At 66.3% G+C, this 14,272-nt stretch carries 15 protein-coding genes, 1 tRNA gene, 1 pseudogene and 1 riboswitch; of the genes and pseudogenes, 7 read left to right on the top strand and 10 right to left on the bottom strand.

Annotation, left to right across the window (positions count from 1 at the left end):
- Nucleotides 1-255: pseudogene (locus tag FHU35_RS21645) on the bottom strand (PucR family transcriptional regulator); the annotation flags it as partial.
- Between the two features lie 244 nt (nt 256-499).
- Here FHU35_RS21645 and FHU35_RS21640 point away from each other — a divergent pair.
- Nucleotides 500-1,252 carry a mechanosensitive ion channel family protein gene (locus FHU35_RS21640; RefSeq protein WP_145742565.1) on the top strand — a complete coding sequence of 251 codons (753 nt, stop codon included), beginning with the start codon at nt 500-502 and terminating at the stop codon, nt 1,250-1,252.
- Between the two features lie 124 nt (nt 1,253-1,376).
- Nucleotides 1,377-2,231: a peptidoglycan recognition protein family protein gene (locus FHU35_RS21635; RefSeq protein ID WP_145742562.1), complete on the top strand. Its 855-nt coding sequence runs from the start codon at nt 1,377-1,379 to the stop codon at nt 2,229-2,231.
- 255 nt (nt 2,232-2,486) lie between these two features.
- Here FHU35_RS21635 and FHU35_RS21630 read toward each other — a convergent pair whose 3' ends face one another.
- Nucleotides 2,487-2,714: a DUF3263 domain-containing protein gene (locus FHU35_RS21630; protein WP_145742560.1), complete on the bottom strand. Its 228-nt coding sequence runs from the start codon at nt 2,712-2,714 to the stop codon at nt 2,487-2,489.
- A 163-nt stretch (nt 2,715-2,877) separates the two neighbouring features.
- Nucleotides 2,878-3,005: riboswitch (FMN riboswitch) on the top strand.
- Nucleotides 3,006-3,103: 98 nt separating this feature from the next.
- Here FHU35_RS21630 and FHU35_RS21625 point away from each other — a divergent pair.
- Nucleotides 3,104-3,754, top strand: coding sequence for a nicotinamide mononucleotide transporter family protein (locus FHU35_RS21625; RefSeq protein ID WP_145742557.1), 651 nt, complete (start codon nt 3,104-3,106; stop codon nt 3,752-3,754).
- On the opposite strand, the gene FHU35_RS21620 is transcribed toward FHU35_RS21625, so the two are convergent.
- Both FHU35_RS21620 and aceE read right to left on the bottom strand, forming a co-directional pair.
- Nucleotides 3,738-4,784 (bottom strand): isocitrate/isopropylmalate dehydrogenase family protein, encoded by a 1,047-nt coding sequence (locus FHU35_RS21620; protein WP_246110471.1) that lies wholly within the window; start codon nt 4,782-4,784, stop codon nt 3,738-3,740. The two genes, FHU35_RS21625 and FHU35_RS21620, sit on opposite strands and share 17 nt — an antisense overlap.
- Nucleotides 4,785-4,942: 158 nt before the next feature.
- Nucleotides 4,943-7,717 carry a pyruvate dehydrogenase (acetyl-transferring), homodimeric type gene (aceE, locus tag FHU35_RS21615; RefSeq protein WP_145742555.1) on the bottom strand — a complete coding sequence of 925 codons (2,775 nt, stop codon included), beginning with the start codon at nt 7,715-7,717 and terminating at the stop codon, nt 4,943-4,945.
- A 300-nt stretch (nt 7,718-8,017) separates the two neighbouring features.
- On the opposite strand from aceE, the gene FHU35_RS21610 reads away from it, so the two are divergent.
- From FHU35_RS21610 to FHU35_RS21600, 3 genes are all read left to right on the top strand, one after another.
- Complete coding sequence (locus FHU35_RS21610) at nt 8,018-8,452, top strand: DUF3052 domain-containing protein (RefSeq protein ID WP_145742553.1); 435 nt, start codon at nt 8,018-8,020, stop codon at nt 8,450-8,452.
- Between the two features lie 109 nt (nt 8,453-8,561).
- On the top strand, nt 8,562-9,026 hold the full coding sequence (locus FHU35_RS21605) for a peroxiredoxin (protein ID WP_145742549.1): 465 nt from the start codon (nt 8,562-8,564) through the stop codon (nt 9,024-9,026).
- A 93-nt stretch (nt 9,027-9,119) separates the two neighbouring features.
- Nucleotides 9,120-9,194, top strand: a tRNA-Val gene (locus FHU35_RS21600).
- 70 nt (nt 9,195-9,264) lie between these two features.
- On the opposite strand, the gene FHU35_RS21595 is transcribed toward FHU35_RS21600, so the two are convergent.
- From FHU35_RS21595 to FHU35_RS21570, 6 genes are all read right to left on the bottom strand, one after another.
- Nucleotides 9,265-9,492, bottom strand: coding sequence for a hypothetical protein (locus tag FHU35_RS21595; protein WP_145742547.1), 228 nt, complete (start codon nt 9,490-9,492; stop codon nt 9,265-9,267).
- A gap of 14 nt (nt 9,493-9,506) precedes the next feature.
- Entirely contained in the window at nt 9,507-9,920 is a 414-nt protein-coding gene (locus FHU35_RS21590; RefSeq protein WP_145742545.1) for a hypothetical protein, read from the bottom strand.
- Between the two features lie 204 nt (nt 9,921-10,124).
- Nucleotides 10,125-11,357 (bottom strand): hypothetical protein, encoded by a 1,233-nt coding sequence (locus FHU35_RS29390; protein WP_186459536.1) that lies wholly within the window; start codon nt 11,355-11,357, stop codon nt 10,125-10,127.
- A gap of 15 nt (nt 11,358-11,372) precedes the next feature.
- The gene (locus FHU35_RS21580; RefSeq protein ID WP_246110470.1) at nt 11,373-11,648 is read right to left on the bottom strand and encodes a hypothetical protein; all 276 of its coding nucleotides are present in this window, start codon (nt 11,646-11,648) and stop codon (nt 11,373-11,375) included.
- Nucleotides 11,649-11,658: 10 nt separating this feature from the next.
- Nucleotides 11,659-11,931: an SAV_915 family protein gene (locus tag FHU35_RS21575; RefSeq protein WP_281290255.1), complete on the bottom strand. Its 273-nt coding sequence runs from the start codon at nt 11,929-11,931 to the stop codon at nt 11,659-11,661.
- 159 nt (nt 11,932-12,090) lie between these two features.
- Nucleotides 12,091-13,302, bottom strand: coding sequence for an IS256 family transposase (locus tag FHU35_RS21570; protein WP_246110487.1), 1,212 nt, complete (start codon nt 13,300-13,302; stop codon nt 12,091-12,093).
- Nucleotides 13,303-13,642: 340 nt separating this feature from the next.
- Between FHU35_RS21570 and FHU35_RS21565 the strand changes: the two genes are divergently transcribed.
- Entirely contained in the window at nt 13,643-14,029 is a 387-nt protein-coding gene (locus FHU35_RS21565; protein ID WP_145742541.1) for a hypothetical protein, read from the top strand.
- Nucleotides 14,030-14,272 lie beyond the last annotated feature (243 nt).

Here is a 14,272-nt window from a genome sequence, read left to right as displayed (position 1 = left end):
TTCGGCCGTCAGCCGGATCGACTGGCTGGGGTCCTGCATCCAGGAGACGAAGTTGGAGACACCGGTCTGGGTCACCAGCTGCACGCTCGCCCGCTGGTCCGCCGGGAGCCGCTGGAACCAGGGGAGTCGTTGCTCCATCGCGGTGATGCTGGCGCCCGCGAGTCCTCCGGACGCGCGCTCCAGCCGCCGCAGCGTCGCCGCGCACACCTGATCTTGTGTACCGGTGTCCCGCTCACCAGCGTCTTCGGTACTCATGCCGACAGAATCGCATGTCTGAGATCGGCGCGGACGCGGGGAGCGCGAGGACGAGGTGACTCTCACCCGCCGGGAATTCGTATTCACAGAGTCATCAACGGTCTCGAATAATTCACTCGCACGAATTACAACAGTCGTCCGAACGTGGAGCCTGTCGGAGTTGCCGCGCAGTTGATGATCGAGAACGATTCGCCGGACGCGAATTTGTCGTACATTTTTCTGGTTTTACTGAGGAGCGAGAAATATGGGAGCCCTCCAACAAGGATTGTCCGCGGCCTGGTCCGCCGTGGCCACCTTCGTGCCGAAGCTCGTCGTGTTCCTGATCATCCTGCTGGTCGGCTGGCTCATCGCCAAGGCCGTTTCCAAGGCTGTTCAGATGGCGTTCAACAAAATGGGTTTCAACAAGCTCCTTGCGAAGTCCGGGCTCAACGACATGACGTCCGGGTCGGGAATCGACGTCGGCGGAATCCTCGTCAAGCTCATCCACTACTTCATCCTGCTGATCTTCTTGCAGCTGGCGCTGAGCGCATTCGGCCCCAACGCGGTGAAGGACCTCATCGACCAGGTCGTGATGTTCCTGCCGCGCATCGTCGTGGCCGTCGTGCTGGTCCTGGTCGCCGGTGCGATCGGGCGCGCGGTCGGTGACCTGATCACCAGCTCGCTGGGCAACCGCTCCGTCGGTCCGGTGCTGGGCAAGATCGCCTTCGGCTTCATCCTGGCGCTGGGCATCATCTCGGCGCTGAACCAGATCGGCATCGCGGTCACCGTCACCACTCCGGTGCTGGTGGCGGTGCTGGCGGCGGCCGCGGGCGTGGTCATCGTCGGTGTCGGCGGCGGGCTCATCCAGCCGATGCAGCAGCGCTGGCACCGCTGGCTCGACAGCGCGGAGTCGCAGTTCGGCGGCAAGGCCGACGGCGGCGCGCAGCAGGCGGGCACCCCGGAGTCCGGTTCGGGACAGGCCGCTCCGGGCGCTCAGGGGCACAGCGGAACCCTGTGAAGCGACGCTGAGGAATCGGGGCTCACCCATCGGTGGGTCCCGATTTTTCACGCTCTTGGCCGTTCCGGGCGGGCGCCCGGAACGGACACCATGGTCATCGGGATCTCATTGGGGGTGATCACCGGTGGCACTACCGCTCGTGTGGCTCGCCGACGTGCTCCGCGCGGCCGGCCTGACCGTCGTGGAGACGCCCGGCTGGCAGGAGCGCAGCGCCTCTGGCGTGCAGCCCGCCGCTCCGGTCGGCGTTCTGCAGCACCACACGGCCACTGCCGCTTCTTACGAGAACCCGGCTCCCAGCGTGCAGCTGTGCATCGACGGGCGGAGCGACCTCAAGGGTCCGCTGTGCCACGCGGTGATCGGCTACGACGGCGCGGTCCACGTGATCGCCGCCGGCCGCGCCAACCACGCGGGCGAGGCGAAGGCGTCCGGCCCGAACCCCGCCGGTGACGGCAACACCCTCTACGTCGGCTTCGAATGGGACTACCAGGGCGTCGAGCAGGGGCCGAGTCCCGAGCAGCACGCCGCCGCGCTCTCCGCGACGGTCGCCGTGCTCCGGCACCTCGGTCGGCCGTTCGAGGCGGCGCGCGGGCACAAGGAGACCAGCGTCACCGGCAAGATCGACCCGGGCCACGTCGACATGGATCGCTTCCGCGCCGACCTCGTGACCAAGGACCAGGAGGACGAGATGACCCCGGAACAGGACGCGATGCTGCGGCGCCTGGAACACGAGCTGCTCGGCCCGCGCGGCCCCCAGGGAGAGATCCAGGGCTGGCAGACCGCGGCTGGTCCGCGCACGATCGTCGCGATGCTCGTCGACCTGGTCAACAAGACGGCCGCCGGTGACCAGCCGGCCGCTCAGCAGCAGGGGCCGGAGCAGATCAAGGCCGCTTTCGAAGCCCTGCCCGCCGATCAGGCCGCACCGCTGCTCGCCGAACTGGTGCGCATCCAGCAGCAGCGCCAACCAGCCCCAGGGGCCTGAGCCTTCGCGGGGCGGGCTGCGGATCTAAGACTTGTTGAGGAGTGCGGCGGAGCCGTTGTTTCAGGTGTGGGACTCAGCCGGCACCGCCGCGGGTTCTGAGCGCCTTCGTGGCGAGTACGCCGGGATGCCGATGTCCACCCCTGGGTAAGCGGAAGACATCAGGAGCGGCGCACGGAGTCCACGAAGGCGCTGCGCTTTCCCCTTCGGGGGTTTCCGCTACCCGCACCGCCACGCAAAGCAATTCACAAACAGCTCCTAGACCGCGCGGCGCCTCTGGGCGCGCTGGTCTCGGCGGTTGAGCAGGCGCTTCACCAGCGCGGGCTGCTGGGCTAAGGCCTCGGGCTCCTCCAGCAGCCGGTTGAGGCGCTGGTAGTAGCGGTTCGGTGAGAACCCGAAGCGCTCCTGGATGACCCGTTCCTTGTTGCCCTGGTACTGCCAGTGCTCGAGTTCGAAGGCGAGGATGGCGCGGTCGGTGTCGTTCATCCGGCGTTACCCCCTCGTTCAGCTGCGGACGATCAAGTCTAGGCGATCGGGGTACGGGTGTTCGATCGGCCATCGGTGGGTGTCGCCACGGTGTGATCCGACCCACGTACGCCTCGCGGAACAGATCGACCAGCGCAGGATGTTGCTCAGTGCAGTACGAACTCGTGCGCTCCGGGGTCGGTGAAACTCCGAACCGGCGGTGAAAGTCCGCGAACCGGCACCACGTTGGTGCCGGCCGATCCGGTGGAATTCCGGAACCGACGGTCAAAGTCCGGATGAGAGGCGCGCACGGGCCATCGCGGTGCGCGACCCTCGGCAGCTCCTGCCGCGCCTCGCCCGCTCCGCGGTCGCCCGCGCACACCCCGGCGCACCCGGTGGGAGGAGCGGGCGTGCAAGTGGTGGCCGAATGGCTGCTCGGCAACGGGATCACCGTGCTGGGCCAGAAGATCTCCTGGGCGGAACTCGTCGGCCAGCTCTGCGCGCTCGCGGTCGTGTTCCTCGCGCAACGGCGCTGGGTGGCGACCTGGCCGGTGCAGGTGTCGGCGACCGTGCTCCTGTTCGCCGTCTACGCCTCCGCCCACCTCGGCGGTCTGGCGGTCCGGCAGGTGGTGATCCTGCTGATCTCCGTCTACGGCTGGTGGGCCTGGACCCGCCGCAGCGACCCGGTCTACGGCGTGGCGATCCGGAAGGCCAGCGGCGTCGAGCGGCTGGTGCTGATCGCGGTCCTGGCCGCGGGCACCTCGGCGTTCGCGCTGCTGCTGACGGCGCTGGACGCCTCCTGGGCGCCCTGGCCGGACGCCTGGATCTTCATCGGCACCGGCGTCGCGTTCTGGGCGCAGGGCAGGGGACTGGTCGAGTTCTGGCTGGTCTGGCTCGCGGTGGACGCCGTCGGCGTGCCGCTGCAGATCGCTTCCGGGCTCTACTTCAGCGCGGCCATCTACCTCGTGTTCGCGGGGTTGGTGGTCCACGGCTGGTGGACCTGGACCCGCACGGCCCGAGCCCAGCGCGACCGGACCGGAGCCGTCACCGCAACCGAGTGAGCACGGCTGCGGTGACGCCCTTGGTCCCGCAGCCCGGCGTGCCGTCGGGGTTGAGCTCGACGGCACGGTCGGCGTAGGCGGATTCGACCGCCCTGGTGATCCGCGCGGCGGTGTCGGCGGCACCCACGTGGTCGAGCAGCATCGCCGCGGTGAGCAGCTGCGACGTCGGGTTCGCCTTGTCCTGCCCGGCGATCGACGGTGCGCTGCCGTGCACGGGTTCGAAGTAGGCGGTGGTCTCGCCGATGTTGCCCGACGGGCACATCCCGAGCCCGCCGACCGTGGCCGCGCCCAGATCGCTGAGCATGTCGCCGACGAAGTTCTCGGTGACCAGGACGTCGAAGTGGCCTGGAACGGCGACCAGGTCGTGCGCCGCCGCGTCGGTGTAGCGGTGATCGGCCTCGACGTCCGGGTAGTCGGCGGCGATCTCGTCGAAGATGTCGCGGAAGAACGCGAAGCTGCGCAGCACGTTGCTCTTGTCCACGCAGGTCACCCGCTGAACTCCGTCGACGGGTGCGCCGTTGCGGGTTCGCGCGGTCTCGAAGGCGAACCGCACGATCCGCTCGACGCCCACCCGCGTCATGAGCAGCTGGTCGCTGGCCGCCCGTTCGTTGCGCACCCCGCTGCCGCGCGAGAGGTACAAGCCCTCGGTGTTCTCCCGCACGACGACGTAGTCGATGGGGTCTGCGGCGTCTCGGACGCCGGGCAGCAGCCGCACCGGGCGCACGTTGGCGTAGGTGTCGAGGCCGTTGCGCAGCACACCGCCGAGGACCCCGGCCTCGGTCCCGTCGGCCTTGCGCACCTCGGGCAGCCCGACCGGGCCCTTGAGCACCGCGTCGTACTCGCCCCGGAAGCGCTCCACAGCCCCGGCCGCCAGCGGTTCACCGGTCTCCAGGTAGGTCCCGGCGCCGCCTGCCTCGGCCCCGAACTCGACGGCCAGCCCGTCGAGTTCGGCCGCAGCCCCGAGAACCTCCCGGGCACTGGCCATCAGCTCCGGTCCGATCCCGTCCCCATCGATGCACGCGATTCGCACCAGCCCACTCCATCACACCCGGCCCGCACGAAACCCACCCTGAAACCGGGTTCACACCCGTGCAGCACGACGAACCGCACCTCGCCGGCGAAGGCCCCGGTGGCTCCGCGATGGGAACGCGGGGCCACCGGGGCCCTCGGATCGGTGTCGGCGGAGGGTCAGGCGTCTCCGGGATCGGAGGTCTGCGGGCCGGCGGCCTGGACGTCGTCGATGCGGTACTTGCGGGCCGCTTCGACGACGGTGGCCTGGTCGACCTGCCCGGCCCGGGCCAGGGCGGCCAGCGTCGCGACCACGGTGGACTCGGCGTCGACGAGGAACACCCGCCGCGCGGCCGGGCGCGTGTCGGAGAAGCCGAAGCCGTCAGCGCCGAGGCTGACCATCTCGCCGGGGACCCACGGCCGGATCAGGTCGGGAACCGCCCGCATCCAGTCGCTGACGGCCACCACCGGTCCCTCGGCCTGCGACAGCGCGCTGGTCAGGTACGGCACCTGCGGTTCGGCGCCCGGGTTGAGCAGGTTGTGCCGGTCGACCTGCTCGGCCTCCCGGCGCAGCAGCGCCCACGACGTCGCGGACCACACGTCGGCCCGCACTCCCCAGTCCTCCGACAGCAGGCGAGCTGCCTTGATGACCTCCGGCAGCAGCACGCCCGAGCCCATCAGCTGGGCCCGCGGCCCGGAACCGGAAGGCGCCTGCTGATACCGGTAGAGCCCGCGCAGCAACCCGTCCACGTCCAGGTCGGACGGTTCCGCCGGCTGCTGGTAGGGCTCGTTGTAGATGGTCAGGTAGTAGTAGACGTTCTCGGCGTCCTCGCCGAACATCCGCCGCAGACCGTCCTTGACGATGTGCGCGACCTCGAACGCCCACGCCGGGTCGTAGGCCACCACCGCGGGGTTCGTCGCGGCGATGAGCTGCGAGTGCCCGTCGGCGTGCTGCAGGCCCTCACCGGTCAGCGTCGTGCGCCCGGCGGTGGCGCCGAGCACGAACCCGCGCGCCATCTGGTCGGCGGCGGCCCAGAACCCGTCGCCGGTCCGCTGGAAGCCGAACATCGAGTAGAAGATGTAGACCGGGATCATCGGCTCGCCGTGCGTGGCGTAGCTCGTCCCCGCGGCCGTGAAGGACGCGGTGGAGCCCGCCTCGTTGATGCCCTCGTGCATGATCTGCCCGGTCTCGCTCTCCCGGTAGGCCAGCATCAGCTGGTAGTCCACCGGCGTGTAGAGCTGGCCGTTCGGGTTGTAGATCTTCTGCGACGGGAACATCGAGTCCATGCCGAAGGTCCGCGCCTCGTCCGGGATGATCGGCACGATCCGGCCGCCGATCTCGCTGTCCTTGGCCAGGTCCTTGAGCAGCCGGACGAACGCCATCGTGGTGGCGACCTCCTGCTTGCCGGAGCCCTTGCGGATCACCTCGTAGACCTTGTCCCCGGGCAGCACCAGCGGCTTGGCCTTGGTCCGGCGCTCCGGCAGGTATCCGCCCAGCTGACGGCGGCGGTCCTGGAGGTACTGGATCTCCGGGGAGTCCTGGCCGGGGTGGTAGTAGGGCGGTTCGTAGGGGTCGAGCTGGTCGTCGCTGATCGGGATGCGGAGGCTGTCGCGGAACGCCTTGAGGTCGTCCAGCGTCAGCTTCTTCATCTGGTGCGTGGCGTTGCGGCCCTCGAAGTGCGGTCCGAGGCTGTAGCCCTTGATCGTCTTGGCCAGGATGACCGTCGGCTGCCCGTGGTGCTCGGTCGCGGCCTTGTACGCCGCGTAGACCTTGCGGTAGTCGTGGCCGCCGCGCCGCAGGCCCCAGATCTCGTCGTCGGTGAGGTGCTTGACCATCTCTTTGGTGCGCGGGTCGCGCCCGAAGAAGTGCTCGCGGACGAAGGCGCCGTCGTTGGCCTTGTAGGTCTGGTAGTCGCCGTCCGGGGTGGTGTTCATCAGGTTGACCAGCGCCCCGTCGCGGTCGGCGTGCAGCAGCGAGTCCCACTCGCGGCCCCACACGGCCTTGATGACGTTCCAGCCTGCGCCGCGGAAGAACGCCTCCAGCTCCTGGATGATCTTGCCGTTGCCGCGCACCGGGCCGTCGAGCTGCTGCAGGTTGCAGTTGACCACGAAGGTCAGGTTGTCCAGGCCTTCGTTGGCGGCGACGTGCAGCAGTCCGCGCGACTCCGGTTCGTTCATCTCGCCGTCGCCGAGGAACGCCCACACCCGCTGCTGCGAGGTGTCGGAGATGCCGCGGTCGTGCAGGTAGCGGTTGAACCGGGCCTGGAAGATCGCGTTCATCGGGCCGAGGCCCATCGACACGGTCGGGAACTCCCAGAAGTCCGGCATCAACCGGGGGTGCGGGTAGGACGGCAGGCCACCGCCCGCGCCGGCGTGCGAGTGCTCCTGGCGGAAGCCGTCGAGCTGGTGTTCGGAGAGGCGGCCTTCCAGGAACGCGCGGGCGTAGATGCCGGGGGAGGCGTGGCCCTGGATGTAGAGGTGGTCGCCGCCGCCGGGGTGATCCTTGCCGCGGAAGAACCAGTTGAACCCGACCTCGTAGAGGCTGGCCGAGGACGCGAACGACGAGATGTGCCCGCCGACGCCGATGCCGGGCCGCTGCGCGCGGTGCACCATCACCGCGGCGTTCCAGCGCATCAGCGCCCGGTAGCGGCGCTCGGTCTCCTCATCGCCGGGGAACCACGGTTCCTGCTCGGTGGGGATGGTGTTGACGTAGTCCGTGCTGGTCAGCGAGGGGACGCCGACGCCGGTCTCCCGGGCGCGCTGCAGCAGCCGCAGCATCAGGTAGCGAGCGCGCTGCTGACCGTTGGCCGACAGCGCCGAATCGAAGGACTGCAGCCACTCGTCGGTCTCCTGGGGATCGATGTCGGGCAGGTGGGAGGCCAGCCCCTCCCGGATGACCCGGACCCGCTGGGTGGGGGCGGTGTCGTTGGTGGCGTCGTTGTTGTGCGCGGACAAGGGAACTCCTCGACTACGTCGGGATTCGTGGCAGGGTTCGAGGCCGGGCGTGATGTCCGACACCTCCCATGTTCCCCCATGTCCGTGCCTGATGGGCGCACCCCGAGACCTACGACGACGCACCGCAGGCTGTTGGTGCGGGCGAAGCCCGTCTAGAGTCGGACCTCAACGCGTTGCTACGGCGTGTCGTACGCCCAGCAGTTGCGCCGGTAGCGGTCAGCAGTGTTCGCTATCGGCCAGGTTTGAAAGTCGTGCGGGGCCAGAGGCCACCGCACCTGTGCATTGGAGGAGTGACAAACCGTGGTCGCCGCGGGAGACGCCGGTAAAGGCGAAGCCGACGTCGCCGAGAGGCTCGACATCGAGCCGGAGATGGTTGTCCAGGAGATCGGCTGGGACGAGGACGTTGATGATGACGTCCGTGCCTCGATCGAGGAGCGTTGCGGGAGCGATCTGCTCGACGAAGATGCCGACGAAGTGGTCGATGTCGTGCTGCTCTGGTGGCGCGAAGAAGATGGCGACCTCACGGACACGCTTCTCGATGTGATGACGCCCCTGTCCGACGATGGGGTCATCTGGGTGATGACCCCCAAGACCGGCCGCGACGGATACGTCGAACCGGCCGATATCGCCGAGGCCGCCTCTACGGCGAACCTGGCGCAGACCGCGAACGCCAGCGTCAGCGATGGCTGGATGGGAACCCGGTTGGCATACCGCCGGGCCAAGGCTCGTCGCTGAGCGGTTCGTGTTTCGAAACGTGGGCATCGATGTCGCCATCGGTGCCCACGTTCGTCGTGCCGTGTAGGTTCGGCCGGGACAAGGTCATGTCGAACAGGAGGGTGCGCTCATGACTGTCGAGGTCGGTGCACAGGCGCCGGACTTCACGTTGCCCGACTACAACAAGGAAAAGGTCTCGCTGGCCGATTTCCGGGGCAAGAAGAACGTCCTGCTGGTGTTCTACCCGTTCGCTTTCAGCGGTGTCTGCCAGGGCGAGCTCTGCCAGGTCCGCGATGATCTGAGCGACTTCGAGAACGACCAGGTCCAGGTCATCGGTGTTTCGGTGGACACGCCGTTCTCGCTGAAGGCGTGGGCCGAGCAGCAGGGCTACACCTTCCCGCTGCTGTCGGACTTCTGGCCGCACGGCGAGATCGCCAAGGCCTACGGCGTCTTCAACGACGCCGCCGGAATGGCCAACCGCGGCACGTTCCTCATCGACACCGAGGGCAAGGTCCGCTTCGCCGAGGTCAACCAGCCCGGCGAGGCCCGCGACCAGAACGTCTGGAAGAAGGCGCTGGCGGAACTGACCGCCTGACCTGCTCACGGACGGCCGACCGGTCACCGAGCCGGCCGCGACACACCGGTACTGTTACCGACGTGTTCGACCGGCTCCACCGTTCGGCCACCAGGGCGCATAGCTCAGCGGAAGAGCACCTGCCTTACAAGCAGGGGGTCGTTGGTTCGAACCCAACTGCGCCCACCATTTTGACCTGGTTTCCCGGGTGTTGATCCGGCCTTCTCATGGCACAAGCCGCTCCTATTCGGCCTGTTCACTACGTTGCGGTGTACAGCTCCGCGAGTCGATCGCACGCAAGGCGCCGCACCTCGGTGACCGAGGGAGGGTTTGTTTGGGCGACTACGATCACCTGCCACGGGAGCTGCGAGAGCAGCCGCAACGTCACCTCGCGCTCGTACCGCAGGTAGTGGCACGCGGTCTCGCAGTCGCGAACCCGCGGCTCGACCGGGTAGCTGCCCAGCTTGGGCAGATCACCGGCATTCACAGTCGTTGCATGCTTCAGCTGTTGTTGTGACGCGGGGTCCTGGGAGCGAGCTCGGGAAACTGGGCGCGCATGGCGCGGTTGACCTCGGCGCCGTTCCCGGCGGAGTAGCGCATCCCGAGATACACCAGGTTCCAGAGCTGCTTGTTCGCTTGGACGATGTGCAGGGGCAGTTCAACGGTGCGTTCGCGGTCTTTGATGACGACAGCGAAGCTTGTGCCGGAGCCGCGTCCGACGTAGTTGATGCTGGTGAGTTCGTAGATTCGTACCCATGCTCGGTTGAGTCGGACCCATTCGGCTCCGGCGGTGAGCACGTCCGAGCGCACTGTGTAGACGAGGTACGCGAGGTAGACGGCGGCGATTGCCCAGACGAACCAGTAGGTGAGTGCTACAAAGCCGCTGTGCAGGACCGCAAGGCCCAGCAAGATCACGATTGGTATCGGGGCGCCCAACCACACGTTGCGCTTGGACAGGCGGTGATACTCCAGCGTCGGTCCTTCGCCCTCTGGGGGGCGGGGCAGTGTTTTGGGGGGAGCTTCCGAAGCGACGCCTTGGTACTGGGTCGGCGCTTCAGGCGGGCGAGGTTCACCAGCGGTCGGATCAGGGCGTGGGGGAAGGTTCGTCATCTCTACGTGCTACCTCCCGAACCTGCCCTTGCGGTACTCGTCTGAGTTGTCGTTCGGATTGTCGATCCCGTCGCCGCCGAGGTCACGGTACAGGTCGCGCAGGTCGTTCTCCTGGAAGTAGCTCCACGCGGTAGCGGCTCCGAAACCCACGCCCAGGGCGGCCACTGTGACGGGCCCGCCGGTTACTCCTGCGGCGACGAGGCCGGCTTCGGCGCCGGTCGCTGCTGCGGTGCTGGCGCCGAGCCCGCCGAAGTTCGTCCAGATCGCCTTGCCGACGGGTTTGCCGGCGGCGATGTCCAACCCGGTGAATACCGTTGCTGCGCCGACGCTGATGACAGGGAAGGCCTTGCCGATGTTGCGTCCGATACCGCCTTCTTTCGTGCCACCGAGAGTTGGTGCCAGATACCTGAAGACGAACTCGCCAGCCTTCGTATTACTTGCATTCGCGAGTACTCGGGCATTGGATTTAGCTTGCTGTTCCGTCATGCCTGCGCTGGTCAGGAGCTTGTCCATGTGAGCTTCCCGTGCTGCGGCGGGCAACGTGCTGTCCGCCGCGAGGCGTGCGAACTGGTCGGCGAACTTGTATTGGGACTCGGCTGCCTGCGTAAGCGTGGTGAATGCTCCATGGGTGGAACCGGCAAAGACCAGGCCGCGACTAACCCACGTGAGCGGGGTCGCAGTGATCGCTGTGATGATGGTGTTCGCCGCTTCCAACGCCTTACTCAAGGACCGGTGTGCCGTCCGCTCGAGCCGCCGGGCGTCATCCGCCGTGGATTCGATCTCCTGCCAGGCCTTGAATTTGCGCTCTGCAGCGGCGTGCTCCGCGGAATTCGGGTCGAGGCCGGGCATATCGCCGCCAGCCCCCTGCGGTGCAATATCGGCGATACCACCCTGTGGCTTGTGAATGACAGTCCCCGTCACCATGAGGCCTGCCTCGTGCGCAACTTGGAGGCACTGGCTCATGCGGTGTTGGACCGTGTCGATGTCGTCGGCGAAACGTGCGACGCCAGAACGTATACGGTCGATGACGTCGATGAACTCATCGACGTCACTGGCCCCTCGAGAGACTTGCTCCCGGAAGTTGTCAGCGGCCTCGCCTTGCCAGAACAACTCCGATGAAGAAGTGGCCTTAGCCCCCGCCGATGCGGCGTCGTGGTTAGCAGTCGAGAGATCGTCCAGCCACGTCGTCAACTCCCGACAAGAAGCCGGGTCGGACTTGACGTTTACGTCGATAGCGTTCATGAGTCCTTCGCAACGTCAGCGGGGCGGCTGCGGCATGTTGTTGGCGCCGTCGTGATCCGTCCTGGTGTACTCGTCCCTCGCAGCGTGGATGTCCTCGACCGTGCGATGCAGACCGCCACTGACTCCGGCGCTGGTCTCGGCTAGTTGTCCAACGGCCTGCGCAAGCATTCCGATAGATTCGCCGGCATTGGCGATTGGGGCTGCCCGCATTCCGTCAAGCTTGGCTGCGCCCGCTTCCAGGCTTCTCGCCAATGCATCCATCTCGCCCGGGGTGTTGGTGATGTCCCCCATCGACTGCTCCCTAGTCTCGTCGCTCAACGTCGGGAAGCGCGATGTCCTCCAGCACGACCTCGGCTTCGACCTGCTCGGCGATGGAGTGCAGTTCGGCCACGGGCACGCTGATCCACGGCTGCTGGTCGCCGCATGCCTTTACTAGCCGCTCCAGGCTCGTGTAGACGAGCAGAGCCAGCTGCCCTCCAGTCGTATGGCGCAGCTCCAAGCGAGCCTGCCGATCGCCAGCTGCTACGGGCTCTGCAGGAAGAAAGACAGCCGTGTCGTCGTCCGCTTCACCCACAACCGCCGGAGCGATTCCCTTCTCGTTCAAACCTCACCTTGACTCGCTGACTCCCTCGTTGCTGAATCAACGGGAGCGTATCGACCACATCAATCCCCATGGGCGTGCTCGGCCGCTATAGCCGGGTCTTTCGCAGGAACGGTGTTTCCAGCGTGTTGATCAGTAGGCTTCGGCGTCCGGCCAGCGGTCACCGAAGGTGATGGCGAAGGCGTCGAGGACTGGCTTCCAACGTATCGTCCATCGGGTGCGGCCGGCTCCGGTGGGATCCAGGCTGCGGGTCACAAGATACAGGCATTTCAGCGCTGCCTGTTCGTTGGGGAAATGTCCTCGTGCGCGGACCGCTCGACGGTAGCGGGCGTTGAGGGATTCGATTGCATTGGTGGAGCACAGCACTTTCCGGATCTCGACGTCGTAGGAGAGGAACGGCGTGAATTCTTCCCAGGCGTTGCGCCACAATCGGATCATGGCCCGGTACTGCTTGCCCCATTTCTCATCGAGATCGTCAAGAGCGGCCAGTGCCGCGTCCGGGTTCGGTGCGGTGTAAATCGGTTTGATGTCCTTTTTGACCTCATCCCATTTCTGCCGGGGAACGAGCCGGAAAGTGTTGCGAATCAGATGGACGATGCAGGTCTGGACGATGGTGTGCGGCCACACCGAGGCGACGGAATCCGGGAGTCCTTTCAAGCCATCACAGACGCAGAAGAAGACATCGGTGATGCCGCGATTTTTCAGATCCATCAGGACCGACAGCCAGAACTTCGCGCCCTCGCCGCCGGTGCCCATCCACAGCCCCAGCACGTCCTTGCGGCCGTCCACAGTGACCCCGATCGCCGCGTAGACGGGCTGGTTGGCCACCTGACCGTCCCGGACCTTGACCACGACAGCGTCAATGAAGATCGCGGCGTAGACCGAATCCAGCGGACGGTTGCGCCAATCCTCCATCTCCCGTACGACCGTGTCGGTGATACGGGAGATCGTGTCCTTGGACACCGACGCCCCGTAGATTTCCGCGAAATGCGCGGAAATTTCCCCGGTGGTCAATCCCTTCGCATACAGTGACAACACCACCTCGTCCACACTGCCGAGACGGCGCTGCCGCTTTCGTACGATCCGCGGCTCGAATGTTCCTTCACGATCCCGCGGAACCGTGATCTCGATCGCGCCGGCCGCATCGGAGATCACGGTCTTCGGACGGGAACCGTTGCGCACATTCGCTGAATCCCGGCCCGAGTCGGCACGGTTTTTCTCATGCCCGAGGTGCTCGGTCAGTTCCTCGTTCAACGCCGTTTCCAACACATTCTTGGTGAACAGCTTCAAAAGCCCATCCGGACCGGTCAAATCCAGGCCCTTGTCCTTGGCCATCGCCACCATCTCGGCCACAGCGGCCTGCTCAGGAGACAACGTCCGATCCGACTTGCCGATCTTCTTCCGGTCTGCGCTCACAGCGTCAGAGCTCATCACTCACAGTGCCCATCCCGCCGGACCCACGCCCGGCGCGTCAGGCTGGAAACACCGTTACCCCGACAGTCCCCTATAGCCCAGAAAGAGCAGTAGCTCACGGGAAGCATCCGATTTGTTCGATTGGTTCGGGTAGTGGTCAGCGGCCAAGGGTGATCAAAGGGTGGCTGAGCTATTGGCTTACCAGAGCTAAGATCAAAAATACCCGTTTGGTCGTTGGCGCTGGGCGCGTCTACGGCTAGCTTCCTGCCGCGTGAAGTTACTGGGAAAATACTGGGGTTATGCCGTTGCATTTGTTGTTGTGTACGGCTGGTTCAGCGGGTCGCTCGGTCCGAACATCCTGATCGTGTTGTCTGTGGTGGCCTTCCTTTACAGCCTGTTTCAGGCGCCCGTGTGGTGCTGTGCTGAGACTCGTAACCAGGAGTTCTGTCGTAACAATGCCAAGGGAGTCCTGATGGGTTGCTGGATCAGGGAGCACCGGTGGCAGAAGCTCAAGTGGTTCGTACGTCGTTCCGCGTGGGGGCAGCTGTCCCGCCGTCTGTTGTCGGGCTTCAACGGAATCGCCGCGAGCTTCTCGGCGGTTGGCACCTTGGTCTCCGCTGCCGCAGCCGTCATCACCTTGATCGTCAAGACGGTCTGAACCATTCGCTCCAGCTGTTTCCGGTGCCTGCTGGAGCCGCAGCTGGCCAGGTCATCCGAGGAACAACCCCCGCGCACGGACCCTCAGTCCGTGTCCAACGGCACCTGGCCGGTGACGCTGACGCGAGAAGCGGCGGGTTGGGCCGTTTCGGGGAAATCGTTCGGGGCCGTCGCCGTGATCCGCGATTGTTGACAGGGTCGTGGGGGTGGGGGCGGTCAGGGCCAACAGCGCGGCGTCGAGTGA

This window comes from Saccharopolyspora dendranthemae (genome assembly GCF_007829955.1).
In the GTDB taxonomy this organism is placed as follows: domain Bacteria; phylum Actinomycetota; class Actinomycetes; order Mycobacteriales; family Pseudonocardiaceae; genus Saccharopolyspora; species Saccharopolyspora dendranthemae.
This window is presented reverse-complemented; position numbering and strand designations above follow the sequence as displayed.

Excerpts from the sequence above, each read along its gene's own strand:
- FHU35_RS21640 (WP_145742565.1), top strand. The coding sequence starts at position 500 with ATGGGAGCCCTCCAACAAGGATTGTCCGCGGCCTGGTCCGCCGTGGCC.
- FHU35_RS21630 (WP_145742560.1), bottom strand. The coding sequence starts at position 2,714 with ATGAACGACACCGACCGCGCCATCCTCGCCTTCGAACTCGAGCACTGG.
- FHU35_RS21605 (WP_145742549.1), top strand. The coding sequence starts at position 8,562 with ATGACTGTCGAGGTCGGTGCACAGGCGCCGGACTTCACGTTGCCCGAC.
- FHU35_RS29390 (WP_186459536.1), bottom strand. The coding sequence starts at position 11,357 with ATGAACGCTATCGACGTAAACGTCAAGTCCGACCCGGCTTCTTGTCGG.
- FHU35_RS21580 (WP_246110470.1), bottom strand. The coding sequence starts at position 11,648 with ATGGGGGACATCACCAACACCCCGGGCGAGATGGATGCATTGGCGAGA.
- FHU35_RS21570 (WP_246110487.1), bottom strand. The coding sequence starts at position 13,302 with ATGGTGGCGATGGCCAAGGACAAGGGCCTGGATTTGACCGGTCCGGAT.